23 protein-coding genes are annotated in these 24,170 nt (G+C 61.0%); 9 read left to right on the top strand and 14 right to left on the bottom strand.

Annotated features, from left to right (window positions below; genetic code table 11):
- The first annotated feature begins 224 nt into the window (after nt 1-224).
- Entirely contained in the window at nt 225-650 is a 426-nt protein-coding gene (locus CIC07_RS17935; protein ID WP_076354140.1) for an EamA family transporter, read from the top strand.
- Nucleotides 651-749: 99 nt separating this feature from the next.
- Here CIC07_RS17935 and CIC07_RS17940 read toward each other — a convergent pair whose 3' ends face one another.
- Entirely contained in the window at nt 750-1,691 is a 942-nt protein-coding gene (locus CIC07_RS17940; protein WP_076354135.1) for a DNA-binding transcriptional repressor DeoR, read from the bottom strand.
- 269 nt (nt 1,692-1,960) lie between these two features.
- On the opposite strand from CIC07_RS17940, the gene CIC07_RS17945 reads away from it, so the two are divergent.
- A complete protein-coding gene (locus CIC07_RS17945) occupies nt 1,961-2,875 on the top strand; it encodes a YihY/virulence factor BrkB family protein (RefSeq protein ID WP_234992868.1) in 915 nt (304 codons plus the stop codon).
- 107 nt (nt 2,876-2,982) lie between these two features.
- Here CIC07_RS17945 and CIC07_RS17950 read toward each other — a convergent pair whose 3' ends face one another.
- From CIC07_RS17950 to CIC07_RS17960, 3 genes are all read right to left on the bottom strand, one after another.
- A complete protein-coding gene (locus CIC07_RS17950; RefSeq protein ID WP_083687883.1) occupies nt 2,983-3,165 on the bottom strand; it encodes a GyrI-like domain-containing protein in 183 nt (60 codons plus the stop codon).
- 173 nt (nt 3,166-3,338) lie between these two features.
- On the bottom strand, nt 3,339-3,683 hold the full coding sequence (locus tag CIC07_RS17955) for a hypothetical protein (RefSeq protein WP_076354133.1): 345 nt from the start codon (nt 3,681-3,683) through the stop codon (nt 3,339-3,341).
- Nucleotides 3,680-4,027, bottom strand: a complete 348-nt coding sequence (locus CIC07_RS17960) for a hypothetical protein (RefSeq protein ID WP_076354131.1) — start codon at nt 4,025-4,027, stop codon at nt 3,680-3,682. Before CIC07_RS17960 ends, CIC07_RS17955 begins: the two co-directional genes overlap by 4 nt.
- A 238-nt stretch (nt 4,028-4,265) precedes the next feature.
- Between CIC07_RS17960 and asnB the strand changes: the two genes are divergently transcribed.
- The gene (gene asnB / locus CIC07_RS17965) at nt 4,266-6,110 is read left to right on the top strand and encodes an asparagine synthase (glutamine-hydrolyzing) (protein ID WP_094248133.1); all 1,845 of its coding nucleotides are present in this window, start codon (nt 4,266-4,268) and stop codon (nt 6,108-6,110) included.
- Between the two features lie 882 nt (nt 6,111-6,992).
- On the opposite strand, the gene rdgB is transcribed toward asnB, so the two are convergent.
- From rdgB to CIC07_RS17980, 3 genes are all read right to left on the bottom strand, one after another.
- Entirely contained in the window at nt 6,993-7,646 is a 654-nt protein-coding gene (gene rdgB / locus CIC07_RS17970) for an RdgB/HAM1 family non-canonical purine NTP pyrophosphatase (protein ID WP_076354127.1), read from the bottom strand.
- Nucleotides 7,643-8,389, bottom strand: a complete 747-nt coding sequence (gene rph / locus CIC07_RS17975; RefSeq protein WP_076354125.1) for a ribonuclease PH — start codon at nt 8,387-8,389, stop codon at nt 7,643-7,645. The genes rdgB and rph overlap by 4 nt, the downstream gene beginning before the upstream one ends.
- Before the next feature lie 181 nt (nt 8,390-8,570).
- A complete protein-coding gene (locus CIC07_RS17980) occupies nt 8,571-9,656 on the bottom strand; it encodes a GerMN domain-containing protein (protein WP_076354123.1) in 1,086 nt (361 codons plus the stop codon).
- 137 nt (nt 9,657-9,793) lie between these two features.
- Between CIC07_RS17980 and CIC07_RS17985 the strand changes: the two genes are divergently transcribed.
- Entirely contained in the window at nt 9,794-10,348 is a 555-nt protein-coding gene (locus tag CIC07_RS17985) for a phosphatidylglycerophosphatase A family protein (protein ID WP_083687882.1), read from the top strand.
- A gap of 104 nt (nt 10,349-10,452) precedes the next feature.
- On the opposite strand, the gene CIC07_RS17990 is transcribed toward CIC07_RS17985, so the two are convergent.
- Nucleotides 10,453-10,809 carry a cupin domain-containing protein gene (locus tag CIC07_RS17990; RefSeq protein ID WP_076354121.1) on the bottom strand — a complete coding sequence of 119 codons (357 nt, stop codon included), beginning with the start codon at nt 10,807-10,809 and terminating at the stop codon, nt 10,453-10,455.
- 159 nt (nt 10,810-10,968) lie between these two features.
- The gene (locus CIC07_RS17995; RefSeq protein ID WP_234992867.1) at nt 10,969-12,198 is read right to left on the bottom strand and encodes an MBL fold metallo-hydrolase; all 1,230 of its coding nucleotides are present in this window, start codon (nt 12,196-12,198) and stop codon (nt 10,969-10,971) included.
- Between the two features lie 94 nt (nt 12,199-12,292).
- Between CIC07_RS17995 and CIC07_RS18000 the strand changes: the two genes are divergently transcribed.
- The 3 genes from CIC07_RS18000 to CIC07_RS18010 are packed head-to-tail and all read left to right on the top strand — an operon-like array spanning nt 12,293 to nt 15,830.
- Entirely contained in the window at nt 12,293-13,624 is a 1,332-nt protein-coding gene (locus CIC07_RS18000) for a spore germination protein (protein ID WP_083687881.1), read from the top strand.
- On the top strand, nt 13,621-14,721 hold the full coding sequence (locus CIC07_RS18005) for a hypothetical protein (RefSeq protein ID WP_076354117.1): 1,101 nt from the start codon (nt 13,621-13,623) through the stop codon (nt 14,719-14,721). Before CIC07_RS18000 ends, CIC07_RS18005 begins: the two co-directional genes overlap by 4 nt.
- Entirely contained in the window at nt 14,718-15,830 is a 1,113-nt protein-coding gene (locus tag CIC07_RS18010; RefSeq protein WP_165895346.1) for a Ger(x)C family spore germination protein, read from the top strand. The genes CIC07_RS18005 and CIC07_RS18010 overlap by 4 nt, the downstream gene beginning before the upstream one ends.
- A gap of 39 nt (nt 15,831-15,869) precedes the next feature.
- Here CIC07_RS18010 and fni read toward each other — a convergent pair whose 3' ends face one another.
- A complete protein-coding gene (gene fni, locus CIC07_RS18015; RefSeq protein ID WP_076354115.1) occupies nt 15,870-16,940 on the bottom strand; it encodes a type 2 isopentenyl-diphosphate Delta-isomerase in 1,071 nt (356 codons plus the stop codon).
- A gap of 238 nt (nt 16,941-17,178) precedes the next feature.
- Between fni and nagB the strand changes: the two genes are divergently transcribed.
- Nucleotides 17,179-17,946: a glucosamine-6-phosphate deaminase gene (gene nagB / locus CIC07_RS18020; RefSeq protein WP_076354113.1), complete on the top strand. Its 768-nt coding sequence runs from the start codon at nt 17,179-17,181 to the stop codon at nt 17,944-17,946.
- The gene (gene nagA, locus CIC07_RS18025; protein WP_076354111.1) at nt 17,919-19,079 is read left to right on the top strand and encodes an N-acetylglucosamine-6-phosphate deacetylase; all 1,161 of its coding nucleotides are present in this window, start codon (nt 17,919-17,921) and stop codon (nt 19,077-19,079) included. Before nagB ends, nagA begins: the two co-directional genes overlap by 28 nt.
- A gap of 179 nt (nt 19,080-19,258) precedes the next feature.
- Here the strand turns inward: nagA and CIC07_RS18030 are convergent, their stop codons facing one another.
- The 4 genes from CIC07_RS18030 to recQ all read right to left on the bottom strand — a co-directional run bounded on the left by CIC07_RS18030 (nt 19,259) and on the right by recQ (nt 24,144).
- A complete protein-coding gene (locus CIC07_RS18030; protein ID WP_076354109.1) occupies nt 19,259-20,074 on the bottom strand; it encodes a DeoR/GlpR family DNA-binding transcription regulator in 816 nt (271 codons plus the stop codon).
- A 4-nt stretch (nt 20,075-20,078) separates the two neighbouring features.
- Nucleotides 20,079-21,035 carry a sugar kinase gene (locus CIC07_RS18035; protein WP_076354107.1) on the bottom strand — a complete coding sequence of 319 codons (957 nt, stop codon included), beginning with the start codon at nt 21,033-21,035 and terminating at the stop codon, nt 20,079-20,081.
- A 62-nt stretch (nt 21,036-21,097) separates the two neighbouring features.
- Nucleotides 21,098-21,523, bottom strand: coding sequence for a hypothetical protein (locus CIC07_RS18040; RefSeq protein ID WP_076354105.1), 426 nt, complete (start codon nt 21,521-21,523; stop codon nt 21,098-21,100).
- A gap of 446 nt (nt 21,524-21,969) precedes the next feature.
- The gene (gene recQ / locus CIC07_RS18045) at nt 21,970-24,144 is read right to left on the bottom strand and encodes a DNA helicase RecQ (RefSeq protein ID WP_083688045.1); all 2,175 of its coding nucleotides are present in this window, start codon (nt 24,142-24,144) and stop codon (nt 21,970-21,972) included.
- Nucleotides 24,145-24,170 lie beyond the last annotated feature (26 nt).

The following is a 24,170-nucleotide window of genomic DNA, read 5'->3' on the forward strand; positions in this document are numbered from 1 at the left end:
ATTCATTTTTTTATCACAAATTTTACACAAGAATACTGAGAGGCCTTTGTGCAGCGGGATTTTCTTGATGATTTGTACGTCCTTCCGGGACGCCATTTTCATGTTCCGACACAAGCCCCTTCTCCGAGAAGGGGCTTTTTTCTATGCCCGCGCATGGTTTATCCTTCCCCACGCACACTAGAGATATATGCCGGCTGAATCGGCAACCCTGGAGGTGCAAGCCCATGCTCTGGCTCCCGCTCGCCCTGCTCTCCGCGGCAGCAGCCGCCCTCGTCTCCGTATTCGGGAAGATCGGACTCCAAGATATGGATGCCAACAGCGCCACGGCCTTGCGCGCGGTCATCATGGCCCTGTTCCTGCTGGCGGTCGTCGCTGTACAGGGCAAATTCGGCCAGATGGCCGACATCGTCGCCCACAAGCGCTCGCTCGGCTTCATCGCCCTCAGCGGAACGGCCGGAGCGGTATCGTGGCTGTTCTACTTCCTCGCCTTGAAGGTCGGCAAGGTCGCGCAGGTCGGGCCCGTCGACAAGCTGAGCGTCGTACTCGCGATCGTCATCGCCGTCCTCTTTCTCGGAGAGAAGCTCACGCTCTGGAACGGTGTCGGAGTCGTCCTGATTGCGGCCGGGGCGATTTTGACCTCGCTCAAATAGCAAAAAGCCGAAAAAGCTGCGCCGGAATCTTCCGCTTCGGAAAGACATGGCGCAGCCTGGCGGAACTCCGCCTGCTTCCGGACCGGAATAGAGGCGGCCTCAGCCGACTATTTCGAGCAGCTGCCTGGCGGTAAAGGAATCCGTCACCACCGTGTTCGGATATCCCCCCCGCATAGCCGCATACATCGCTTCGACTTTTTTGATGCCTCCCGCAACGAGAATGGAATGCTCCTTGGATCGGAGCTCTTCGAGCCGGATGCCGATCGTGCGCGCATCGAGCTCCTCGTTGCAGATGTCCCCGTCGATGTCGATGAATCGGGAGCAAATATCCCCCTTGCCTGCCCGATGCACGGTCTCCAGCTCCTCCGGCCGCAAGTACTGGGCTTGCACCAGCACGGAATCGACGGTCGGCACGCCCACGGTGAACACGGCGATGTTGGCCTCCCTGCCGATCTCCAGAATCTTGGAGATGTGACGGTCCGCTTCAATTGCCCGGCGGACGACAGGCTCGTCGACGATGGCCGGAAGCGGCAGCAGATGCGGAGGCGTATTGAAAGCCCCTCCGAATAAATGCACGATCTCGGATGCGTATGTATTCGTCTCGGAATAACTGAGCCCGCCGTTCAGCTGGACGACGCGGACATCCTTGACGCTCTTCATGGGCAGCCGCTGGGCGACCTCGTACAGCGTCGTTCCCCATGTCACGGCGATCGTATCTCCGGCCTTGACGATCTCGTAGAGATGGGCCGCGGCCGCTTCGCCGATGTATTTCTTCACTACGGCATCGTCATGGGACGGGGTCGAGACGACAATGACCCGGTCGAGTCCGAACTGCTCCTCGAGCCGCCGGCAGATCCGGTCATGGTTCTCCTGAGGATCGTGAATCGTGATCTGGACGATGCCCTCCGTCTTGGCCTGCTGCAGGAACCTCGACACCGTCGGCCGGGATACGCCGAGCAGACGCGCGATATCCTGCTGGCTGTAGTCCATTTGATAATACAGCCTCGCGGCCTCCACCATTTTTTCTATTTTCTCCGACATAGAACCACTCCGTATCGCGCCCGCTCTTCATTTTGTCCATTATAGAATCCTTTAGCGGTTAAAAGCAATGAAAGATTGGCGAAACGGCCGCCCTTTGAAAAACGCTGCCGATTCATCGTTTTTGCTTGCCCCCGCCGGGGTAAGGACATGCAAATGCGCAGGCCAAGCGCCGCCGGCACCATGTCATGGCAAAGGACGTCTGCCCGGCGGACATAGAATGTAGGCTTGTGCCGTATCTATTTTACAGACTGAAAACGGAGGGGCCTGTTATGCCGATGAAACGGAAATTCAATCTAAAGGACTTCGTCAAGAATATGATCAGCCGCTTCCAGGACGACGAAGTGCCTGCCATGGGCGCCCAGCTTACCTACTACCTGCTGCTGGCCTTCTTCCCGTTCCTGATCTTCATCGTCAGCATCGTCAGCTTCATGGACATGTCCGGAGACGATGTGATCGAAAAATTGCTGCTGCTCATGCCGGAGGACGGGGGCAACACCGTCCGCGACATCATCCATGAAGTAGCGGGCAACCGCAACGGAGCCTTGCTCTCGATCGGGATGATCGCGACCATCTGGGCGGCCTCGAACGGCATCAATGCCGTCATCAAAGGGCTCAACAAAGCCTACGACGAAGAGGAGAACCGCCCCTTCTGGAAAGTCCGGGGCATCTCGATCATCGCCACCATCGTGCTGGCCGTCGTCATCATTCTCGTCATGCTCATGCTCGTCTTCGGAAAGACGATCGGCGAATATCTGTTCCAGCTCCTCGACTATCCGAGCGGATTCGAGCCGATCTGGAATATCGTCAGCTATCTCGTCCCCTTCGCCGCGATGATCATGGTGTTCACCCTGCTGTACTGGATCACGCCCAACCGCCGGCTCTGCTTCCGCGAGGTGCTGCCGGGCGCCGTCTTCGCGACGATCGGATGGATCGCGACCTCGCTCCTGTTCTCGATCTATGTGAATCAGTTCGGCAACTACAGCAAGACGTACGGCAGCCTGGGCGGGGTCATCGTCCTCCTCACCTGGCTGTACCTCAGCTCCATCATCATCATTCTCGGCGGCGAGATCAATGCGGCCTTGAAGTTCGGCCAGGACGGCGTCCAGAAGAAACCGCAGAAAACGTTCGGCCTGCACCTGCCCTTCACCCGCAAGAACGGAAAAGACAAGCGGATTCCGATGTAAAGGCTCCGGCGAATCCCCTGCAAGCCGATTCTTGCATTCTATGCAGCGAGCTGCCGGATCATCATGCTGGTGTCGTACCCGGTTTTCAGGGACAAGTGGATTCTTATTCAATCCTGTTTGCTTACAGGGAACCTCAACACGGTTTTCAACTTGGACGGTTCAGTCCTGCGGGGATCCGACAAATAAATTTCCCGATGAATTTTACTTGAACGGACATATCCCTGTTCCCTGCAGAACGCATCCATTCGCGCGAAGCTTTGCGGCTCATCCTCAAAGCTTCCCTTAACCATGGGGAAATCATCAGCTAAACCATGATGCCATCTCAATTATAGAACAAATGTTCTTATTCGGCAAATATAACCATCATTGCTCGACATATCCAAAAAAAACAGAAAGGGACTGCCCCCAAGTCATGAAATGACTTCCGGGACAGTCCCTTCTTGTTGTCTTGCCTGCGTCGCACTCAGCCGCCGAGCAGCCTGCCGAGCTCGGAGCGCACTTGGCCGCTGCTCAGAACCTGCTGCTTGAACGTTTCGCGGCGGCCCCAGTCGGTCTTGCCGCTTTCGTTTTCGAACCACTGCATCGTGATCTCTTCATAGGCGGTATGCATGCTGTTGTCGAACCAGTCTGTCAGCAGGTCCGCGTCGCTGCGCACGATGGAGACGAGGTCGTAGTCCTCGTCCCTGGACAGGCTGAAATACGCCAGAACCTGCTCGCACTGCGGATCGTCCGTGCTCACCTGCACCTCGCCGCAAGGGATTCCTTCCTTGTCGACGGAACGGACGACCTTGGCTTCGATCACATTCACCCCTTGAGTCCCCCGATCTCCATGTTCATGGATTCGATATGCTTCCGCGTCCCTTCGGTGCCGAGCCGGTAGATCAGTGTATAGATCTGCTTGATTAGCCCCTCGTAGCCCCGGTTCATTTCCTCCAGGCTGGCAGAGCCGAAGGGGCTGCTGTGGAAATGGGCCATCTCCGCCTCGTCCATGCTCGAGAGCTCCGCGAACAGCGCCTTCAGCCCGTCGCGCTCATGCTCGCTGGCGATGATCTCCAGCTCATAGGCGGCCGCCTCCTCATCCTCCAACACCTGTCCCGCTCCGACGGAGACATAGTAGGTCTTGCGCTGCCCTTCTTCTTCATAGACATTCACAGATGTCGACAGCTCCTTCCTTTAACCGTCAAATTCCTTTGTAGTGTCTCCCTGCGGACAGACATGTTATGCCTGAATTCCGCATATTCATGGTAGTACGTCGTTTCATGCCGCAAGCATCGATTCGGGGAGTGCAGGCGGACGAAGTACGGACGCCGCAAACGATATGAGGCGGATGATCTCTTGGTTTCCGCTTTTTTTGCCCGACCTTTTAGAACAAGAGAGGAATGAATAACCCATGTGCGGATTCACCGGATGGATCGATTGGAATCGCGACCTGACGCTGCACAGCGACGACCTGGAGCGGATGACGTCGACGCTTGCCCTGCGGGGACCCGACGCTTCGGGCACCTGGATCTCGGGACCTTGCGCGCTCGGGCATCGCAGGCTGTCGGTCATGGATCCCGAGAAGGGCGCACAGCCCATGATTCGCAATCAGGATGACGGCAAGTTCGTCATCGTTTATAACGGGGAACTGTACAACGCGCCGGAGCTCAAAAGAGAGCTGGAATCCAGAGGGCGCGTCTTCTCGACGACCTGCGACACCGAAGTGCTGCTGGCCTCTTATATGGAATGGGGAGCCGCCTCCGTCGAAAAGTTCAACGGCATCTTCGCCTTCGCCATTTGGGATGCCAAGGAGGAAAAGCTGTTCCTCGCCCGCGACCGGGTCGGAGTCAAGCCTCTGTTCATCAGCCAGGCTGGCGGCCAGTTCATTTTCGGCTCGGAGCCGAAGGCGCTGCTCGCCCATCCGGCCGTGAAGCCCGAGGTCGGCGCCCAGGGAATCGCCGAGCTGTTCATCGTCGGCCCGGCCCGGACTCCCGGAGTCGGCGTCTACAGCCAGCTCACCGAGCTGCTGCCGGGAAAAAGCATGACCGTCGACCGCAGCGGCGTCCGTACCCATACGTATTGGGAGCTTCGAAGCTACGAGCATGAGCACAGCGTCGAGCAGACGGCCGCGCATGTCGGCGAGCTGCTTCGCGATACGCTGGAGCGCCAGCTCGCCTCCGACGTGCCGATCGGCACGCTGCTGTCGGGCGGCTTGGATTCAAGCGCTCTGACCTCTCTCGCCGTGAGCTTCCTGAACCGCTCCGGCGGCGCGCAGCTGCATACGTTCTCCGTCGACTATGTCGACAACGACAAGCATTTCAAGTCCCATGCCTTCCAGCCCAACTCCGACGCCCCCTGGATTCAGAGAATGAGGGATTATCTCGGCACCGAGCATCACGACGTCTATTTCGACACGCCGGATCTGGTCGCCGCTCTGGATGACGCGCTGACCGCGCGCGACCTCCCCGGCATGGCGGATGTCGATGCTTCGCTGCTGCTGTTCTGCCGGGAAATCAAGAAGGATGTCACCGTGGCCATCTCGGGAGAGGCGGCGGATGAAGTATTCGGCGGCTATCCATGGTTCCACCGCGAGGAATCGCTGAATGCCTCCACGTTCCCTTGGGCGCTCGCCTCGGGGATGAGGGCCGGGCTGCTTTCGCCGGAGATGCGCGAATGGGTCCGCCCGCTGGAATACATCGGCGACCGGTATTCCGAAGCGGTCGCGGCCGTGCCCCATCTGAAGGGCGAAACGGAGAAGCAGCGCAAGATGCGCACGATGTCCTACCTCAACATCACCCGCTTCATGCCGACGCTTCTCGACCGGAAGGACCGGATGAGCATGGGCGCCGGGCTCGAGGTCCGGGTTCCGTTCTGCGACCATCGCCTCATCGATTACGTGTTCAACATTCCATGGGAGATCAAAACCTCCGGCGATCGCGAAAAGGGCATTCTGCGTCAATCGCTGCGCGGCGTCCTGCCCGATGACGTGCTTTTCCGCAAGAAGAGCCCTTATCCGAAAACCCACAATCCGGCCTACCTGAACGCGGTGCGCTCCAAGCTGCTGGATGTGCTCGACGATCCGTCCTCTCCGATCCTCCCTCTCATCGACACGGCCAAAGTCCGCGAGATCGCGGGCTCTGACGCTGCCAGCTCCAACATTCCCTGGTTCGGCCAACTCATGTCCGGCCCCCAGCTGTTCGCCTATCTCTATCAGGTCAACCGCTGGCTGAAGGAATACAAGGTGTCGATCCGATAACCAAAAAGCCGCTGCGGCATCGCTTGAAAAGCGATGCGGCGGCGGCTTTTTTTGAGGGTCTGCACATAACGATTGCGGCGGCGGCTGATTGTCAACGGAATCAGGCCTTATTATTCGTGTGAAACTGACATTCCCGATTTTTTAACGGACATCAGGTCCGTTATTTCCACCGAAACCACCATCCCAATTTTTTTAACGGACATCAGGTCCGTTATTCGAAGTCTCAATATCAGCATCCCGCTATTTGTTCACAAATAACGGATCGTATGTCCGATAAGCTAGCGAGGATGCACAAATATGCTCAAATAACGGATCGTATGTCCGGTATCGATCCAGCGCTCAATGAAGGGCTTAAACATTGCTCCTGCATCGAAATATTAAACCGGCTGCTCGGCTGCAGCTCGAACAACGGCTCGGCCGCATGCAATCTTTTGCACCAGCTTGCTTGGTTACTGTTCGAACAGCGGTTCTGCTGCACTTGATCTATTGCACCGGCTGCTTGATTACAGCCCGAACAGCAGTTCCTTCATCCATAAGCCTGCATCCGTTAAATTAAACCGGCTGCGCGGTCGCACCTTAACCTGCGGTTCCAGCATCCCTTGCAACTAACCTGCTGCTCGTTGAGCCTCGAACAACAACTCGTAGGACCGGAGCTGTACTCGCTGCTCGGTACCGCTTCAACTAAACGGTCGCTGACAATCGCTACAAGACTCCCGCCGAAACCGACGAAATCAGCCCTGAAGCTTCTCCAGCACACAGCCCTGAAGCTTCTGCTTCTCCAGCACGCAGCCCTGAAGCTTCTCCAGCAACCAGCCCCGAAGGCTCTCCAGCAATCAGCTCCGAAGGCTTCTCCAGCAACCAGCCCCGAAGGCTCTCCAGCAATCAGCCCCGAAGCTTCTCCAGCAGCGAGCGCAAGGCGGCGCCGCGATGGCTGGCGGCCTGCTTCTCTTCCATGCTCAGCTCCGCCGCCGTCCGGCCAAGGGCCGGAACCCAAAGCAGCGGGTCATAGCCGAAACCGCCCGAGCCGCGGGGGCTGTCGAGGACATACCCTTCCATCGCGCCCTCGCTTTCAATGAAGCGGTCTTCGGAAGGCATATAGAGGGCCAGAGCGCATTTGAAGCGCGCGGCGCTCAACAGGCATGCGCCTTCGGGACGAGGCGACTCTTCGCCCGGAACAGCCGCCCCCGCCGAAGCGAGCTCCGCCAGCAGCTTGGCGTTGTTGTCCGCATCCGCAGCGCCCGGTCCCGCATAACGCGCCGAGTAGATGCCAGGCGCTCCGCCGAGCGCATCCACGCATAAGCCGGAATCGTCCGCCAGCACCGGGATGCCGAGCAGACGCCCGATCTGGCCGGCCTTGATGCGGGCGTTGGCCGCGAAGCTGTCGCCGTCCTCGACGATTTCAGGCATTCCTTCATAGTCTTTCAAGCTCCGGACTTCAAGGCCCAGCGAAGCGAAGGCATGAGCGAATTCCTTGACCTTGCCGGGATTGCCGGTTGCGACGACGACAAGTCCGGAGCCTCCGAGAAGCCCGCTCATGCTTTGACCGTCCCTATCCGTGACCCTGCCTCTCCGAGCGCCAGCTTCTGGATTTCAATCAGCTCGCGGATTCCGGATTCTCCCAGAGCGAGAAGGGCATCCAGCTCCTCGCGCGAGAACGGCTCCTCTTCGCCTGTGCCTTGCAGCTCCACGAACTTGCCGGCTCCGGTCATGACGACGTTCATGTCGACCTTGGCTTTGGAATCCTCCTCGTAGTTGAGGTCGAGCCGCGGCTGGTCGGCGATGACGCCGACGCTCGTGGACGCAAGGTAGTCCGTGAGCGGATAGACGGAGAAGGACGACGTGCGGGCCAGCTTGTCCACCGCAAGCGCAAGCGCTACGAAGCTGCCGGTGATCGAGGCCGTGCGAGTCCCTCCGTCAGCCTGGAGCACGTCGCAGTCAAGCGTGATCGTCCGCTCTCCCAGCGCCTGCAGGTTGACGACCGAACGCAGCGCGCGGCCGATCAGCCGCTGGATCTCCATCGTGCGGCCTCCTACTTTTCCGCGCTGGGACTCGCGCTGGTTGCGGGTGTGCGTCGAGCGGGGCAGCATGGAATACTCGGCTGTAACCCAGCCTTTTCCTTGCCCTTTCATGAAAGAAGGGACACGCTCGTCCACAGTCGCCGTGACGAGCACCTTGGTGTCTCCCGCCTCGATCAGCACGGAGCCCTCCGCATATTTATTGACGCCGGTCGTGATCGTCACAGGGCGAAGCTGCCCGAAATGTCTTCCGTCCGTTCTCATTGATCCAACATCCTCCTTCAAGCCGTATCCGGCAATAGCCCTCATTGTAGCAGACGGGAAGAGGAAAATCATCCCGGCGGAAGCCGCTTCCGCCAACGCCAAAAGAGAGCGGGCATATTGCCCGCTCCCTGGCCGTGCATGAATAGGACCGCTTTCGGGTTCCGCCCTCGCGGCGCCGCTTTTACGATTTGAATGCGTTCAGATGCTCCGGACGGCTGACCGGCTCGGTATAGGATACGTTGCGGCTGTCCTTGAAGTCGGACTGTCCGTTGAGCTTGATCTGGACTTTGCCCGCGCCGCTGTTTTCCGTCAGCGACAGGACGACGGCTTGCAGCATTTCGGAAGGCGCCGCTTCTCCTTTTTTGTACTGGGCATCGGACAGGTCGACCGTGACCGTTCCCTTGGACTGCTCCAGGGTTTTGACCGAAACGTCCGGCACCCACACAGGAGTAAGGCTGCTTCCGTCGAGCGGCCCTTCGGCCAGCTGCTTCATGGCCGACGCCAGCTTATTGGACGTACGGGGAACAAGGCGCGTAACCGGGACATAATATTGGGCATCCTGATCCGTAATGCCGGAGAAGTACAGCGTCACCGGCGTCGAAAGGCTGTAGTCGACTCCGTCCTGGGCTTCAAGATTGATGCCGACCGCACGCGTCAGCGGACGATCGAGCGGGAAGGCGCCTACAGGCATTTCCTGAAGCTTCTCGCCTTCCTCCCACAAGCTGACGCCGCTTACGCCTTCCATGCCGGTAAGCGTCCAGGTGACGGCTTCGACGATGCTGCGCTCTTCCTGCTCGTTGTAGTCGTAGAATTGCTTGGAGAAATCAACCGATGCAAGGCCTGTCTTTTTGTCGATCTGCACGTTGCGGATCTCGGTTCCTTGGGGCAGCACGCCCGTGAAGCCTTCAGGCAGGAGCTTGGCGTAAGGTCCTCCGCTCACGAGCAGCTCCAACGCCTGGGCCTCCGGCGTCAGCTTGCTGTCCAGCTTGGCCTGAATCGTGACAGGCGCCAAATAGCCGTTTTTGTCTTTGAGATAAACGGTGAGACCGCTTGCCGCCGTCTGGTCGGCGACCGTGGCCGCTCCGTCCGAGGAAGCCGAGATGACAGCGTCCGTGCCGGGAAGGACCGATCCCGTCACTCCTTGCGGCGGATCGATGTCCTTGCTTTCGGACGGCGAGAACCAGCCGCAGCCCGCCGTGACGACCGGCAGGGTAAGGGCGCCCGTGAGAGCTGCCCGGCGAATCCATTTGTAGCGCTGCTTTTTCATTGTCGATATCCTCCCTTGGGTTAACCGGCCGCTTGCCGCAGCCTGGTGGTACTGGCTCTTTTTGTAGTACTATGTGTATGGGTTGTACCATCCTTTTAGACCAAGCTTGGCTCAAAATGATGTTAGGAGGCAGAGACATGTCCGATCCCGGAACCTATGCGCTCAACAGCAGGGCGGTGGCGGAAGCGACCGCCGTATGGCTGGAGAAGCGCGGCGTCAATAAAACCCAGATCGCCGAATTGGCCCTGTTCCTGCAAAAGGACTACTATCCGGATCTGTCCCTCGCGGAGTGCGAGGAGAACGTGGATGCCGTCCTGGCCAAAAGAGAAGTGCAGAACGCCATCCTGACCGGCATCCAGCTCGACGTGCTCGCCGAGGAAGGCAAGCTGATCCCTCCCCTGCAGGACATGATCGGCAACGACGAAGGGCTCTACGGCTGCGACGAGATTCTGGCCCTTTCCATCGTCAACGTATACGGCAGCATCGGCCTTACTAACTTCGGGTACATCGACAAGCTCAAGCCCGGCATTCTCGTGCGCCTGAACGATAAGAACGACGGGCAGATCCACACGTTCCTCGATGACATCGTCGGCGCGATCGCGGCATCCGCGGCGAGCCGGATCGCCCACCGCAAGCAAGCCCAGCGCGAGATCGACCGGGACGAGCACAGCGATGAGGTTCCTCTGGCGTAATCGCCGCTCCACATAAAAAAAGAAGCTCTTGCCCCCATAACGGGAAGAGCTTCTTTTTTTTGCCGTGCACCCGGTCCATCTTCAACCGGATCGACGCCTCCCGCCTACAGCGAGGCCAGCTCCTGCATCTCGATGACCAGTTCCTCTCCTTCGACGAGCAGGACGGTCATTCCGCTCCGCGAACCGGATTCATGGCTTTCGCCGGGCTCCCAGAAAGCGGCCTGTCCGGTGCGAATCGCATAATGCTGCCCGTCCGGTCCGCTGACCCATCCTTCCCCGTCGACGACGAGGAACAGCTGGCTGACCGGCGCCGGGTGACGCCCGACGATTCCGTCCGGCTCGATGCGGAAGCTGCTGAACTGGATGCGGCCGTCATGCCGCGTAATGCCGGAAAACATCGCTCCCTTGCTGCCGTATGCTTCGACCGACCGTTCTTTTCCCGGAAGGGCAAAAAATTTCATCCATGTTCCTCCTCGTATGTATGCTTTGTCAGGCGCAAGTCTCCCGCCCGCCCTCGCTATTCGGGGACAGGCGGCACGGGGCGGCTCCCTATCCTTCTCTTTTCTGGCGATCAGCACGGATCCGCGCCTCATCCATCTACATGATCGGATGTCCTCGGCTCAAGCTGAAGCATACATCCACGGTCCGCCGTCCGGACCGGAAACGGCTGCTTCGCCGCGCCTCGCCAGCCAGGCCAGATGCGCGAGCGTCTCGGACATCGCGAAGCGCAGGTTATGGATGTTATGCCGGAGATGGGTTCCGAATTCCCGCTCGCACAGGTCGAACGCGCTGGCCGGCCCTTCCGCCAGCAAGCGGCGCAGATGCTCCAGACGCCGCTCGTGGTGGGCTATGATCTCCATGGCCCGGCGGCCGGCATCCGCGAACGGGTCGCGATGGCCCGGCAGCACCCGCTTCGTCTCGAGGCCCGACAGCCCTCGGAGACTGTCCAGATAGGAAGCAAGCGGATCGGGATCCTCCTCCGTGCCGGGAATCAGGCTGATATTCGGCGTGATGCGCGGCAGCACCTGATCCCCGGCGATCAGCGTCAAGCTGGCGGCGCTGTACAGGCATACTCCGCCGCCGGCATGTCCCGGCGCGTCGATGATCTCCCAGCTCTCCCCGCCCATATCCAGCCGGCTTCCCGGCTCCAGATCCGTGAGCCGCGGCTGCGGCTCCACCCGTTCGCGAAAAGACGCCAGATGCGGGCCGAGCTGGTCCAGCAGCTCCTCCGGCATGCCGTGATTCCGGAACCAGCCGGTCAATTCGGCCGCAAAGCCGCTGCCGCTTCCCCACAGCCTGCGGGCATACCGTCCCGCCTCGGCCGTCATCAGCACCGGGCAGCCCGCCTGCTGCTGGAACCAGCCGGCCAGGCCGTAATGGTCGGGATGCTGGTGGGTCAGCAGAATGCGGCCGATGTCGCGGATGCGGATTCCGAGGCGGTCCAGCTCCTGCAGCCAGATGTCCCGGCATTCTGCCGTATGGAGACCCGGATCGATCAGCGTCCAGCTGCCGTCCGTCTCGGGAACGAGATAGCTGTTCACATAGCGCAGCGAATAGGGCAGCGGCACTTTCACCCGGAACCAGCCGTTATCAAGCCGTTCCGCCACCGCCGCCTCGCGTTCCGCTCCGTGTTCCGCCGCCTTTCCGGCTGCCGGCTTGCCTCCCTCCTCCCGTTCCAGCCTCTCTCCGCCTTGATCGGGTGTTCCCTTTGCCGTTCCACTCACGCTATCAGCCACGCTTTCTTCGCTCGACGCCGCATGCTCCCGGCCGGCTCGGATGATGCCCGGCAAGCCGGCCATGCCTTTTCCAGCCGGGAGGAGTCCGTCCTCGAGCCCTAGTTGTCCCCTCATTGTAAAGCATCCCGCGGCCGGCCGGCAAAAGATCACATAATTTCTTCCTCCCTCAGGCATACTAGCCCTTACTTGGAAAATGGAGGAGACGCCCGTGCTGCAGCGGATCAACGAGCTGTTCGCTACATCCAACGATGTGAAGACGCATCGGATCAGCAACGGCTCGCTCATACTCGAGGTCGCGTACATCGCTACCCTCGTCGAAGAAAACAAGCTGTACGACGCCATTTTCGTCCCGTTCTCCAGAGAGCTGAAGCCGTTCGCCGACGTCGTGAGGAGCGACCCGTCCTTCAAGCCGGTGGAGGATCCCGCCATCTGGACCGACCTAATGCTGAGAGGATATGTGCTTCTTAAGGTCGAGCAGAGCTACTTCTGCTATTTCGCAGCCAAGGTCATCCGCAACACCTCGCCGCAAACGAGCGTGGAGAGCTCCATCGAAGGGCCGCAAATCGCGCTGAGCGAGGATCTATCGGATTCGGCCAACATCATCCGCGCCCGCTACGCCACCCCGGATCTCCAGGTGGAGGAATATACGGTCGGTTATTTGTCCAAAACCCAAGTCCTCATGATGTTCGATCAGCGCAAGGCCGACCCCAAGGTGCTGAGCCTCGCCCGGGCCAAGCTGCGCGGCATCCAGACCGATATCCTGAGCGCTACCGGAGAGCTGGCCAAGGCGCTGAACGACAACCGCAAGCGGCTCTTTCCGATGGAGCTCATCACCGAAAGGGTCGACCGCGTATCCCGGGGGCTGGCCAACGGCAAAGTCATCATCATGATGCAGGGAAGCATGTTCGCCATCATCCTGCCCATCACGTTTTTCGACCTCATGGTCGCCACGGAAGACCGGTACGAGAATTACTGGATGTCGATCCTGCTTCTGTCGCTCCGTTTCTGCGCTCTGCTGCTCACGACGACGCTGCCGGCCCTTTATATCGCCATCGTCTCCTACAACCCGGAGCTGTTCCGGGTGCAGCTCGCCTTCTCCATCGCGGGCAGCCGGGCGGCCGTCCCGTATCCTTCCTTCGTGGAAGTGTTCATCATGCTCTTCATGATCGAGATGCTCGTGGAAGCGAGCGTCAGGCTGCCCAAATACATCGGCTCCACCGCTACGACAGTCGGCGGCCTCATTCTCGGCCAGGCCGCCCAGCAGGCGGGCCTGGTCAGCAGCATCATGATCATCGTCACATCCGTGATGGCCATATCCAATTTCGTCATACCGGTCTATTCCCTCTCGCTGTCGGTCCGTTTCATCAAATACCCGCTCATCCTGCTCGCCATCTTCTTCGGGCTGCCTGGCGTCGCCTGCGGGCTCTTCTACTTCGTCATCTACTTATGCAGCCAGCGAAGCTTCGGCAGGCCCTATTTCCGGCTGATCCTTCCCGGGGATCTGAAGCATGCCGACATCGGGGAGGCGAAACACGAATGAACCGCTATTTCTATTACAGCTTCATCATGGTGGCGATGCTCAATCTCATGCTCTACGTGCCCTCCGTCCTGCTCAAGGACCGGATGAACGGAGCGGTATCCGGCCTTATCGTCTCCCTGATCGTCGGAACGGCGATCGGATATGCCTCGACCAGCGCGCTGGCCAGGTTCCCGGGCATGGGCCTGCCGGAGATTCTGAGGCTCTTCTTGCCCGAATGGCTCGTCAAGCTGCTGCTGCCGATATATGCGTTCATGTGGTTCTTCGCATCCAGCTTCGCGCTGATCGGCTTCACCTTGCTCATGAACCGCGTGCTGACCCCGGATCAGCCCGCGTGGAACATGCTGCTCATCCTCGGCTTGCTCTGCGTATACGGAGCGACCCGCTCGGCGCTGACGATCCTATATCTGCTCGAGATCACGATGCTGCTGGTCGCCCCGCTCGTGCTGCTCATTATCTTCAAAGGCATCCGAAGCCCGGATCTGAGCTGGGACGCCATCTTCACGATCGCTCAATACGTGAACCACTTTCCGACCTTGTCGAGCGTCGGGGCGGGAACGTTTATTTTCACCGGGTATATCAACATGGCCATCTTCAACCGGGTCAATCCCCCCAACTTCCGGCTGAAGGGGCGGTGGATCATTCCGGTCACGGGCACGCTGATCCTGCTGGCCACCTTCTTCCTGCCGATCGGCTTCCACGGCACGATGGGGGTGGACCGCTACCTGTACGTATGGACGCAGACCGCGGATTCGATGACGATGAGATACGGCTTCATCGAGCGCGTCGTGTTCGTCTTCCTGTTTCTGTACCTGGGGCTGTCCATCGTCTATACGATTACGGGATGGAACCAGGCGATGGAGTTCATTCTCAGCATCAGAAAGAACTATGAATTCAAAGTCGATTACAGCGTCGCCCCGGCGGCCAACTGGTGGATATGCGGGGCCTTTTTCGTCCTCTCGTTCGTGTCGCTTCTGTTCCTGAACGAAAGGATCGATTTTGAAGTCGCGGAAATATGGCTCATCGTCCGCATGTTCCTCGAGGCGGCGACCGTGCTGTTCCTGTTCATCATCTCGCGGCGAAGGAAAACGCCGATATGAAGGGTTCATCGGCAAGAAAGCGGAAAATGCCGCTCCGATCCTGGCTGCTGGCGGCCATGGCGCTGCTCCTGCTGCCGCTCGGCGGCTGCGGCTTCGTCGATATCGACAAGCGTTTTTTTGTCGTCGCCGTCGCGATCGACAAGTCCGGCAACGAGCAGAAGCCTTACCGCATCACGCTCCGCCTGTCCATCCCGAATTCCAAAATCGAGCCCGGCATGGAGAAATCGCAGGTGGAAACGATCGAGGCTGCCGAAATCTCGGAAGGCGTCCGGCGGATCAAGGCTTTGCTGGACAAGGAGCTCGACCTCGGGCACTGCAAAATGTTCGTGCTCGGAAAGAAGCTGAGCCATGACGATATCAGCGAAACGGTGGACTGGATGGTCAGGCGCCGCGATATTCAAGGCTCGGCGTATATCGCCATGGCCGGCAGCCAGGGATACGACATTTTGAAGAAGATGCCCCTGTCCGAAAGGTACTCCGGCAACTCGCTGTTCCTCACCTTCGGAGGGGACGGCAGCCGCTCCTCCTATATCCGGACGGAGCATCTGTTCGATCTGCAGCGCAGAAGGACGGAAAGAGGGATGGATCCCTACCTCCCCGTCATCCGCACGACCGGAAACGGTTACGAGGTCGACCGCCTCGCATTGCTGGACAAGAACAAGGTCCGGACCATCCTCACGCCGGAAGAAACCCAGCTGTTCAACCAGCTGGACCAGCAGTATGTGAACTCCATCATCAAGACCAAACTCGACGGCCATCCCATCATCCTCACCGTGACCGACATCTCCTCGCGATATTCCGTCAGCAGCAGCGGCACGCTGAAGATGAAGGTGACCATAGCCGGCTCGATCGAGGAAGCGCCGAACAACGTGTTCAACCAGGACTGGAACGAGCTGCAGAACATGTTCGAGCGCGACGTCGAGAAGGATGCGATCGCGCTCTTCCAGAAAATCCAGAAGGCGGGCGTCGACCCGTTCGGCTTCGGCCTCCGCTACCGGGCTACCCATCTCAGCTCCAAGGCGTTCCAGGACTGGGAGCGGATGTACCCGACGCTGAATTTCGAAGTCCAGGCGAAGGTGAAGATCCAAGGAACGGGTTTGATCAAATAGAACGGAGCCCCATCTGAAAAAAGAAGCCTGTCCGTCCCCTCAGGGATGGACAGGCTTCAGCCGTTCATGGCCGCGGAGCTGCGCGAGATCGCCGGCTCCGATGCCGAACATCGCCGTCCGCAGCTCGAATTCGATCCGCTCCATCTGGCCGGCGATGGCCTCCGCCGCGTCCGCTCCGCTCGCGGCTCCCGGCAGGAGCGCCCGGCCGTAGCCCGCAAGATCGGCTCCAAGCGCGAGCGCCTTGGCCGCTTCGACTCCATTGGCCAATCCGCCTGAAGCGATGAGCTTCAGGCCGGGCAGCCGGCGGCGGATTCCGAGGACGGACTCGGCCGTCGGAATGCCCCAATCGGCGAAAGCCTCGGCCGCCTGGGCGCGGAGAGGACTGCGCGAGCGGAACTTCTCCACCTGGCTCCAGGAAGTGCCTCCGGCGCCGGCGGCGTCGATGAATGAGGCGCCGGCTTCCGCCAGGCGGACGGCGGTGTCCGGATCGATGCCCCAGCCGACCTCCTTCACGCCGACCGGGACGCCCGCATTCCGGCAGAGCGCCTCGATCTTGGCCAGCAAGCCCGAGAAGGAGGTGTCGCCCTCCGGCTGGAACACTTCCTGCAAGGAATTGAGATGAAGCACGAGAGCATCCGCCTCCGCGGCGTCGACCAGCCTGCGGCAGGCATCGGCATCGAGGCCGTAATTGAGCTGCACCGCTCCGACATTCGCGATGATCGGAACGCTTGGCGCCTCCTTGCGGATCCGGAACGAATCGGCCAGCTCCGGCTTTTCCCAAACGGCTCTCATCGAGCCCAGCCCGATCGCCCAGCCGCGCTCCTCGGCCGCTTCGGCTAGGCCCCGGTTGATCCGGCCCGCAGCGTCCGTCCCGCCCGTCATCGAGCTCACGAGCAGCGGCGCCTTCATGGGGATGCCCAGCCAGTCCGTATCCAGCGAAATGCTCGCCCAGTCCAGCTCGGGCAAGGCGTTGTGAAGGAAGCGGTAACGATCCAGTCCGTTGCCGGCTCCCGTTCCCTGCACCTGCTCCTCGAGACAGATGCGGATATGCTCCGCCTTGCGCTGCTCCGTCCCGCCGCCGGAAGTATCCTGATATCGTGAGCTGCTCATCCTTCGACTCCTTCATCTATATCGGTCATGGTTGTTCCCTGTGGTTCAAGTTCCCTGTGGTTCAAGTCTACTTATCATACCCCGCTCGGACATTCCCCGGCAAACAGGCGGGGGCAAAAATGACCATTGATTAAAATGCTCATTTTTATGTTCGTCATGATCATTTTCATTGTCAGGGAATCAAAAAAAGCGTAGACTAAAGAAAACGAACAGCCGCTGACTGGGAGGATGAACGATCATGGAAATTCGCGTGTTTCAAGATAACCAAGAGCTGGATGCCGCTGCAGCCTCGCTCATTGCGGAGCTCGTCGCCGCCAAGCCGAATGCCGTTCTCGGCCTTGCCACGGGCTCGACGCCGGTAGGCATCTACAGGAGCCTTGTCGATACGGCCGCCCGCTCCGGAATCTCCTTCAAGTCGGTCTCGACCTATAATCTTGACGAGTATGTGGGATTGACGCCGGACAACGAGCAGAGCTACGCTTATTACATGAACCAGCATCTGTTCTCCAAGATCGACATTCCGCTCAACCGGACCTTCCTGCCCGACGGCATGTCGGGCGATCTGGAAGCCCACTGCGCCGCATACGACGTCATGCTTGAGCAGGCGGGCATCGACCTGCAGCTGCTCGGACTGGGGCATAACGGCCATATCGGCTTCAACGAGCCGGACAGACAGCTCAGCGCCGGCACCCATGTCGTGACGCTGGACGAAGCGACCCGCGAAGCCAACGCGCGCTTTTTCGCCTCCATCGACGAGGTGCCCCGGCAAGCGGTGACGATGGGCGTCGGCTCCATTCTGAAAGCCTATCGCATCCTGCTCGTCGTGCGCGGCGCGGACAAGGCCGAGATCGTGAAGCGGGCGCTCACCGGCCCGATCACGACCGATTGCCCCGCTTCCCTGCTGCAGACCCATGCAAGGGTGACGGTACTGCTCGATCGGGAGGCAGCAAGCTTGCTGGCAACAGGAGGGACTGAAGGATGCAGCACTTTCGCGTCAGCCATGTAAATATCGCCGTCGGCGATGATTCGCTATACGGCTCCGTCACCGTCAAGAACGGCCGCATCGCGGCCATCGAGCCGGACGGGCAAGCCGGCGGCAGTGATATCCCGAGTATCGACGGCCGCGGGGGCTGGCTGCTCCCGGGCTTCATCGATCTGCATGTCCACGGCGGCTACGGAGCCGATTTCATGGACGCCACCCGAAAATCTTTCGACACGATCACGAAGTTCCACGCCTCGCATGGAACGACGACGCTTCTCGCCACGACGATGACGGCTTCGGAGGAGCACATCTCCCGCGTCCTCGAAGCGGCCGACGAATACCGCAGCGCCCCGATGCCGCATGCGCGCATCGGCGGGGTGCATCTGGAGGGGCCGTTCCTCAGCCCCAAATGGATGGGCGCCCAAAACCCCGAATTCCGCGTCGATCCCCGCCTCGAATGGCTGCAGCAATGGAACGCTGCTTATCCGGGGCTGATCAAGCAGCTGTCGCTCGCTCCGGAGCTGGCCGGCTCCATCGAATTGATCGCCTGGCTGTCGGAGCATGGCATCATCGCCGCCGCCGCCCATACGGATGCCACCTATGACCAGGTGGAAGCGGCCGCGGACGTCGGCCTCCGCAGCGCGGTCCATGCGTTCAACGCGAGCCGGGGCCTCCACCACCGCGAGCCCGGCACGGTCGGAGCCATCCTGACGGACGACCGCATCCATGCGGAGCTCATCGCGGACGGCCATCACGTGCATCCGGCCGCGATGCGGCTGCTCGCCCGCGCCAAGCCGGCTGACAAGCTCTCGCTCATTACGGATGCGATCTCGGCTGCCGGCCTCTCCGACGGCCAGTATGAGCTCGGCGGCCAGCCGGTGACGATGAAGGACGGCATCTGCCGCCTGACCGGAGCCGGCAATCTGGCCGGCAGCACGCTCACGATGGCCGGCGCGCTCCGCCTGTTCAAGGAAGCCAGCGGCTGGAGCGTGCCGATGGTCAGCCGGCTGTGCAGCGGCAATCCCGCCGCGCTGCTGGGCTTGTCCGCCCAGACCGGCAGCATCGCCGAAGGCAAGTGGGCCGATCTCGTGCTGCTTGACGGGAGCCTCGATGTCGCCGCGACCTGGGTCGGCGGCGAGGCGGTCTACGAGCGCTGATCCTACTTTCCCGTCCTTCCTTGCGCTGCAGGCGGCCTGTGCCAACAGGCCGCCTTTTCGTATTGAGAACGAACAATTTCGTCTTGATAATGAAAAAACATCCCGGAGCCCCCAGGCTCCGGGATGTTGACGATGAATGCTGTGCCGCTCTCGCTTAGCTTTGTGCCGGCGATCTGGACTCAGCCTTGTTCCGCGGCTTCCTCCTCTTCATCGGCTTCGCCGGCCACATAGACCGCGACGCCGCAGCGCCGGGCCGCGTCGGCCAGGCTCCCGTGAAGATGGCGGTCCGTGATGACCGCCTCCAGATCCTTGAGCTGGGCGATAGAGAACAAGGATGTCCGGCCCACCTTGCTCTGGTCGAAGACCGCATAGGTAATCTGGGACCGGCTCATCAGCGCCTTGGCGATCTGGGCTTCCTGCTCCGAGTAGGTCGTGATGCCGCCGTTTTCCGATATGCCGTCGACGCCGATGAACATCTTGCCGATGTTGAGATGGGACACCATGCCTTCTCCGAGCGGACCGCACAGCTCGAAGCTGTTGTGCCGCATCATGCCGCCGGTTACGACGACCTGGATCTCGCTTCCTGCAAGCTCCATCGCGATGTTGACCGCATTGGTCACGACCGTGATGCCTTTGCGGGTTTTGAGCAGCTTGGCGATGAGATAATTGGTCGTTCCTCCGGAGAGGCCGACCACGTCCCCCTCCACGATATGCCGTGCGGCCTCCTGGGCAATATGCTCCTTCTCGAGCAGGGAAATGCCCTGCCGCTCGGCGAAGGAGCTGTCCCGGACGGGATTCATGCCGTCGTACATGGCCCCTCCGATCGTGCGCACGAGCGGTCCGGTGCGTTCCAGCAGCTCCAGATCCCGCCGCGCCGTCGCCTCGGAGCAGCCGAACTTCTCTACGATCTCGGAGATCGTTATGCGTCCTTGCTGCTTGAGCACGGTCAGAATGCCGTCCCGCCGCCGCTCGCCCTTGTTCGGTAATTCCGTCATCGGATCAACGCTCCACCCATACCGAATTATCCAGCCGCTGCTGGACTGCTGCCCAGCTCGGCAGCGCTTCCCAGTCTCCTCTTCCTTGCACGACAAGAGCGCCGCAAATGCTGGCGATCCTCGCCGCTTCGCGGGCGCTCATGCCCTTCAGCAGACCGGCGAGGAAGCCCGCGCCGAAGCCGTCTCCGGCTCCGACCGTGTCGACGACCTTGTCCGCCGGGTAAAAAGGAATCGCCTCCGCGGCTCCGTTCTCCATGAGAAGCGAAGCGCCGTCCTTGCCTTTGATGACCGTGACCGCCTTCAGCTCGGCCAGGCGCGACAGGATGAGGGCCTCGTCCTCCGTATCGTAGAGAAGCTTGAGCTCGTCCCAGCCCGGGAGGAAATAATCCGCCATCGCCGCCGCCCGCAGGATGCTGTCCCGCGCTTCGTCCACCGACCATAGCTTCAGGCGGAGATTCGGATCGAAGCTGATCTTGACTCCCGCCCCGGCTGCGATTTCCATCGCGCGGAACACGGTCTCGCGGGCTTCGGCCGACAGCGCCATCGTGATGCCCGTCACATGCAGCAGCCGGGCTCCCCCGATGTAAGCGCCATCCAAATGATCCGGCAGCATCCTGCTCGCCGCGGAGCCTTTGCGGGAATAGTGGACGGCGAGCCGTCCGGCCTCTTCCTCGCGGAACATCATTCCCGTCGGAGCCTCCTTGCTGAGGGCCGCCCTCGACACATCGACGCCTTCGCCCCGCAGCGCCTTCCGGATTCTCCGCCCGAACGGATCGTCGCCGAGGGCGCCGAACCATCCGACGCTGCAGCCGAGCCGAGCAACCCCGATCGCCGTATTGCTCTCGGCGCCTCCGAAGGCGATCTCGAGCGTAGAAGCATGCTCCAGCGAGCGCTGCTCGGCAGGCATGAACAGCGCCATGCTCTCTCCGAACGTAAGCAGCTCCGGAGTTCTGTTATCCATTTGCCGCTCCCCCTGTCACTGGATGTTGCCGCCATTCAGGCATGGCCAGGCCGACGGCTGAATCATTTGTAGAAAGGATTCACCATCAGGTAAAGCGTCACGATGTAAAGAACGAGCAGAATGAAGCTGAACATGCGCACTTTGCCGATCTCCGCCGTAGCGCTCTGGCCTGCCTGGATCTGGCTGACGATTCTCTTCAGCGGCTTGGTCTGGATGCCGCCGAGCGCCGCGATGGCGAGGAACAGCACGATGACGCCGACCATCCACAGCACCGTGTAATCCGCCTGGGAGATCAAATAGCCGCCCGTCAGGAATTGCAGGATCAGGAAATACTGGGCGATCCGGTTGCCGGCGATCAGCCCTTCGGCCAGCCCTTGCTGTCCCGCTCCCGCGAGGCGGGATGCACGGCCTACGAGAAACGGAAGAATCAAGTAGAAGCCGACTCCCCCCGCCCCGAGCACATGCAGAAAAATCATGATTGAATTCATTTATTTACCTCCTTGGCCTATCTAACGTTCAGTATACTAAATCGATGTTCGCTTTACAAAACTAACCTGCGAAAAAGCGCATAAAACGCCTCAACGCTAGCTCTGGCTTTTATTTTCTTCCCTTTCTCCTCTCGCCCCCGCTTTCCGGCCCCGCCTGCGCGGCATCCCGCTGCGAGCCGCCATCCGGCACAGCCGCTTCCGAATTCCAGCCTTCCCTTCCGCCGATCCTTCCCGCTCCGGATCCAGCACGCCAGTGCCGCGGCGGTCGGCTAATCAAGCGCCACGCCTCCATCAAAAAAGAGCGGTCCGCGGGGGCTTCACTCCGCCCCTTCCGGACCGCTCTTTTCGTGCCGAGCCTTCTATGCTGCCTCCTTGCAGGCTGCAGCAGCCTCCGGCTCTCAGCCATGCGAAGCCTCCGTTTGGCGATCGCAGGCCTGCCGGTCCGGCTAGCCTTTGCTGATGCCATGCTTGCGGAGCACGCCATGGATGGCGAAATAGTCCACCTCCGGCGGCAGGGCGTCCTTGAGCGGACGCAGCTTGTCGCCGCCAAGCCGCTGCACGGCTTCGAGAATGAGCGGCTCCTGCTCCTCGGGAATGATCCGGCTCCAGTCCAGCTCGGCTCCCTCGTCGGCGCAGCGCATGAGATGGTTCTCCACCGTCACGCGGCTGAGGCCGCGCTCCTGCGCGATATCCTCCACATCCTTGCCCGCCGCGAACAGGTCATAGGTGGCGGTATGGCTGCCCGCTCCGCCCGAGGCCGCATCGCCGCTCCGCCTGGAGGAGCCGGGCGCCGGCTGCGCGCCCCCAGCCTGGCTGAACAGATCCGGCTCCCCGGAGAGATCCGCGGCCGCACCGGCCGTGATCGCGAGCAGCTCCTCGCCGTACTTGCCCGCCTTGGCGGCGCCGATTCCCTTCACACCCATCAGCTCGTCCATCGAAGACGGCCGCGCCGCCGCCAGCTCGCGCAGCGTCGCGTCGAAGAAGAGCATGAACGGCGGCACCCCTTCGCGGGCAGCGGCTGCCCGACGCCAGTCGCGCAGCGCCTCGAACAGCGGCGAGGACTCGCCTCCGCCGCTCTGGGCGGCCTTGCGCACCGTCGTGATCTTGCGGCGCACGACCGTCTTGCTGCCCTCGAGCACCGGCAGCGCCTCCGCCGTCAGCGACACCGTCGGATACTGGCCCTCGCTCATGCGGAGGTAGCCTTCTGCGACGAGCCAGTAGAGCCAGTCGGAGACCTCCTTCTCCGGCCATTCCCTCATGAGGCCGTAGGTGGAGAGCCGGTCCAGCCCGAACTGGATGATCTTCTTGTCGCGGGAGCCCTTCAGCACCTTCGCCGCCATCGCGACGCCGAAGCGCCCTTTCATGCGGCCGACGCAGCTGAGCGCCTTCTGCGCCTCGGACGTCATGTCGAGCCGCTCGCTCTTGTCGAGGCAGTTGGCGCATTTGCCGCAAGGCTGCACGCCCTTCTCGCCGAAATAGTCGACGATGAACTGCTGCAGGCAGCGCTCCGTACGGGCGTAGTTCATCATAGAATACAGCTTGGACAGCTGCACGCTCTTGCGTCCGTCGTCGCCCGCTCCCTGCTCGATGAGAAAGCGCTGGATCTGGACATCCTGCGGCTCGAACAAGAGGAGGCATTCGCTCTCCTCGCCGTCGCGTCCGGCGCGCCCCGCCTCCTGGTAGTAGGATTCCAGGTCGCCGGGCATCTGCCAGTGCAGGACGAAGCGGACGTTCGGCTTGTCGATGCCCATGCCGAAGGCGTTGGTGGCGACCATGACGCGCGTCTCGTCGAAGCGGAACTTCTCCTGCGCATCGGCGCGCTCCTCGTCGCCTAGGCCGCCATGGTATTTGCCGGCGGGTATGCCTTGCCGCAGCAGCTCCGCGTGGACCGCCTCCGTCTCCTTGCGCGTCGCGGCATAGATGATGCCGGATTGGTCCGGGCGCTCCTGCAGGAAGCGGGTCAGGAACCGTTTCTTGTCGGCGCCGGCAACGACCGACAGGGACAGGTTCTCCCTCGCGAAGCCGTTGATGAAGATGCTCGGATCGCGCAGGGCGAGCATGTCCGCGATATCTTGCGACACTTCCGGCGTCGCCGTCGCCGTGAAGGCGGCGACGAGCGGCCGGTCTTCCATCCGCGTGATCCAGCCGGCCAGCTGCCGGTAGCTCGGGCGGAAATCATGCCCCCACTGGGACACGCAGTGAGCCTCGTCGATGGCGATGAGCGGAATGCGCATCCGCTCCGACAGCTCCCCGAACATGGGAGCGTCGAGCCTCTCCGGAGCCACATACAGCAGCTTGTACTCGCCGTTCAGGGCGGCCCTCAGCACCTCGCGGTATTCCGCAGCGCCAAGGGAGCTGTTCAGGAAGGCTGCGGGAACGCCGACCCTGCGCAAGGCGTCGACCTGGTCCTTCATGAGGGAGATGAGCGGCGACACGACAATCGTCGTGCCGGAGAGCAGCATCGCCGGTATCTGGTAGCAGACCGACTTGCCGCCGCCGGTCGGCAGAATCGCCAGCGTATCGCTGCCTCCCGTTATGGCCGCGATGATGTCCTCCTGTCCCTGACGGAAAGAATCGTAGCCGTAGACGCGCTTCAGCAAATCGCGCGCTTCCTCCAGCATTATCATGGATGAACCCCCTTCTTGCG

This window comes from Paenibacillus sp. RUD330 (genome assembly GCF_002243345.2).
Lineage (GTDB): Bacteria > Bacillota > Bacilli > Paenibacillales > Paenibacillaceae > Paenibacillus_O.

Coding starts and splice junctions, on each gene's coding strand:
- CIC07_RS17945 (WP_234992868.1), top strand. CDS start 1,961: ATGCCGATGAAACGGAAATTCAATCTAAAGGACTTCGTCAAGAATATG.
- nagB (WP_076354113.1), top strand. CDS start 17,179: ATGGAAATTCGCGTGTTTCAAGATAACCAAGAGCTGGATGCCGCTGCA.
- CIC07_RS18005 (WP_076354117.1), top strand. CDS start 13,621: ATGAACCGCTATTTCTATTACAGCTTCATCATGGTGGCGATGCTCAAT.
- CIC07_RS18035 (WP_076354107.1), bottom strand. CDS start 21,035: ATGGATAACAGAACTCCGGAGCTGCTTACGTTCGGAGAGAGCATGGCG.
- CIC07_RS17950 (WP_083687883.1), bottom strand. CDS start 3,165: ATGGTTAAGGGAAGCTTTGAGGATGAGCCGCAAAGCTTCGCGCGAATG.
- CIC07_RS17990 (WP_076354121.1), bottom strand. CDS start 10,809: ATGAAATTTTTTGCCCTTCCGGGAAAAGAACGGTCGGTCGAAGCATAC.
- asnB (WP_094248133.1), top strand. CDS start 4,266: ATGTGCGGATTCACCGGATGGATCGATTGGAATCGCGACCTGACGCTG.
- CIC07_RS17940 (WP_076354135.1), bottom strand. CDS start 1,691: ATGTCGGAGAAAATAGAAAAAATGGTGGAGGCCGCGAGGCTGTATTAT.
- nagA (WP_076354111.1), top strand. CDS start 17,919: ATGCAGCACTTTCGCGTCAGCCATGTAAATATCGCCGTCGGCGATGAT.
- CIC07_RS18030 (WP_076354109.1), bottom strand. CDS start 20,074: ATGACGGAATTACCGAACAAGGGCGAGCGGCGGCGGGACGGCATTCTG.
- CIC07_RS18040 (WP_076354105.1), bottom strand. CDS start 21,523: ATGAATTCAATCATGATTTTTCTGCATGTGCTCGGGGCGGGGGGAGTC.
- recQ (WP_083688045.1), bottom strand. CDS start 24,144: ATGCTGGAGGAAGCGCGCGATTTGCTGAAGCGCGTCTACGGCTACGAT.
- CIC07_RS17935 (WP_076354140.1), top strand. CDS start 225: ATGCTCTGGCTCCCGCTCGCCCTGCTCTCCGCGGCAGCAGCCGCCCTC.
- CIC07_RS17980 (WP_076354123.1), bottom strand. CDS start 9,656: ATGAAAAAGCAGCGCTACAAATGGATTCGCCGGGCAGCTCTCACGGGC.
- fni (WP_076354115.1), bottom strand. CDS start 16,940: ATGAGCAGCTCACGATATCAGGATACTTCCGGCGGCGGGACGGAGCAG.
- CIC07_RS17985 (WP_083687882.1), top strand. CDS start 9,794: ATGTCCGATCCCGGAACCTATGCGCTCAACAGCAGGGCGGTGGCGGAA.
- rph (WP_076354125.1), bottom strand. CDS start 8,389: ATGAGAACGGACGGAAGACATTTCGGGCAGCTTCGCCCTGTGACGATC.
- CIC07_RS18010 (WP_165895346.1), top strand. CDS start 14,718: ATGAAGGGTTCATCGGCAAGAAAGCGGAAAATGCCGCTCCGATCCTGG.
- CIC07_RS17995 (WP_234992867.1), bottom strand. CDS start 12,198: ATGAGGGGACAACTAGGGCTCGAGGACGGACTCCTCCCGGCTGGAAAA.
- rdgB (WP_076354127.1), bottom strand. CDS start 7,646: ATGAGCGGGCTTCTCGGAGGCTCCGGACTTGTCGTCGTCGCAACCGGC.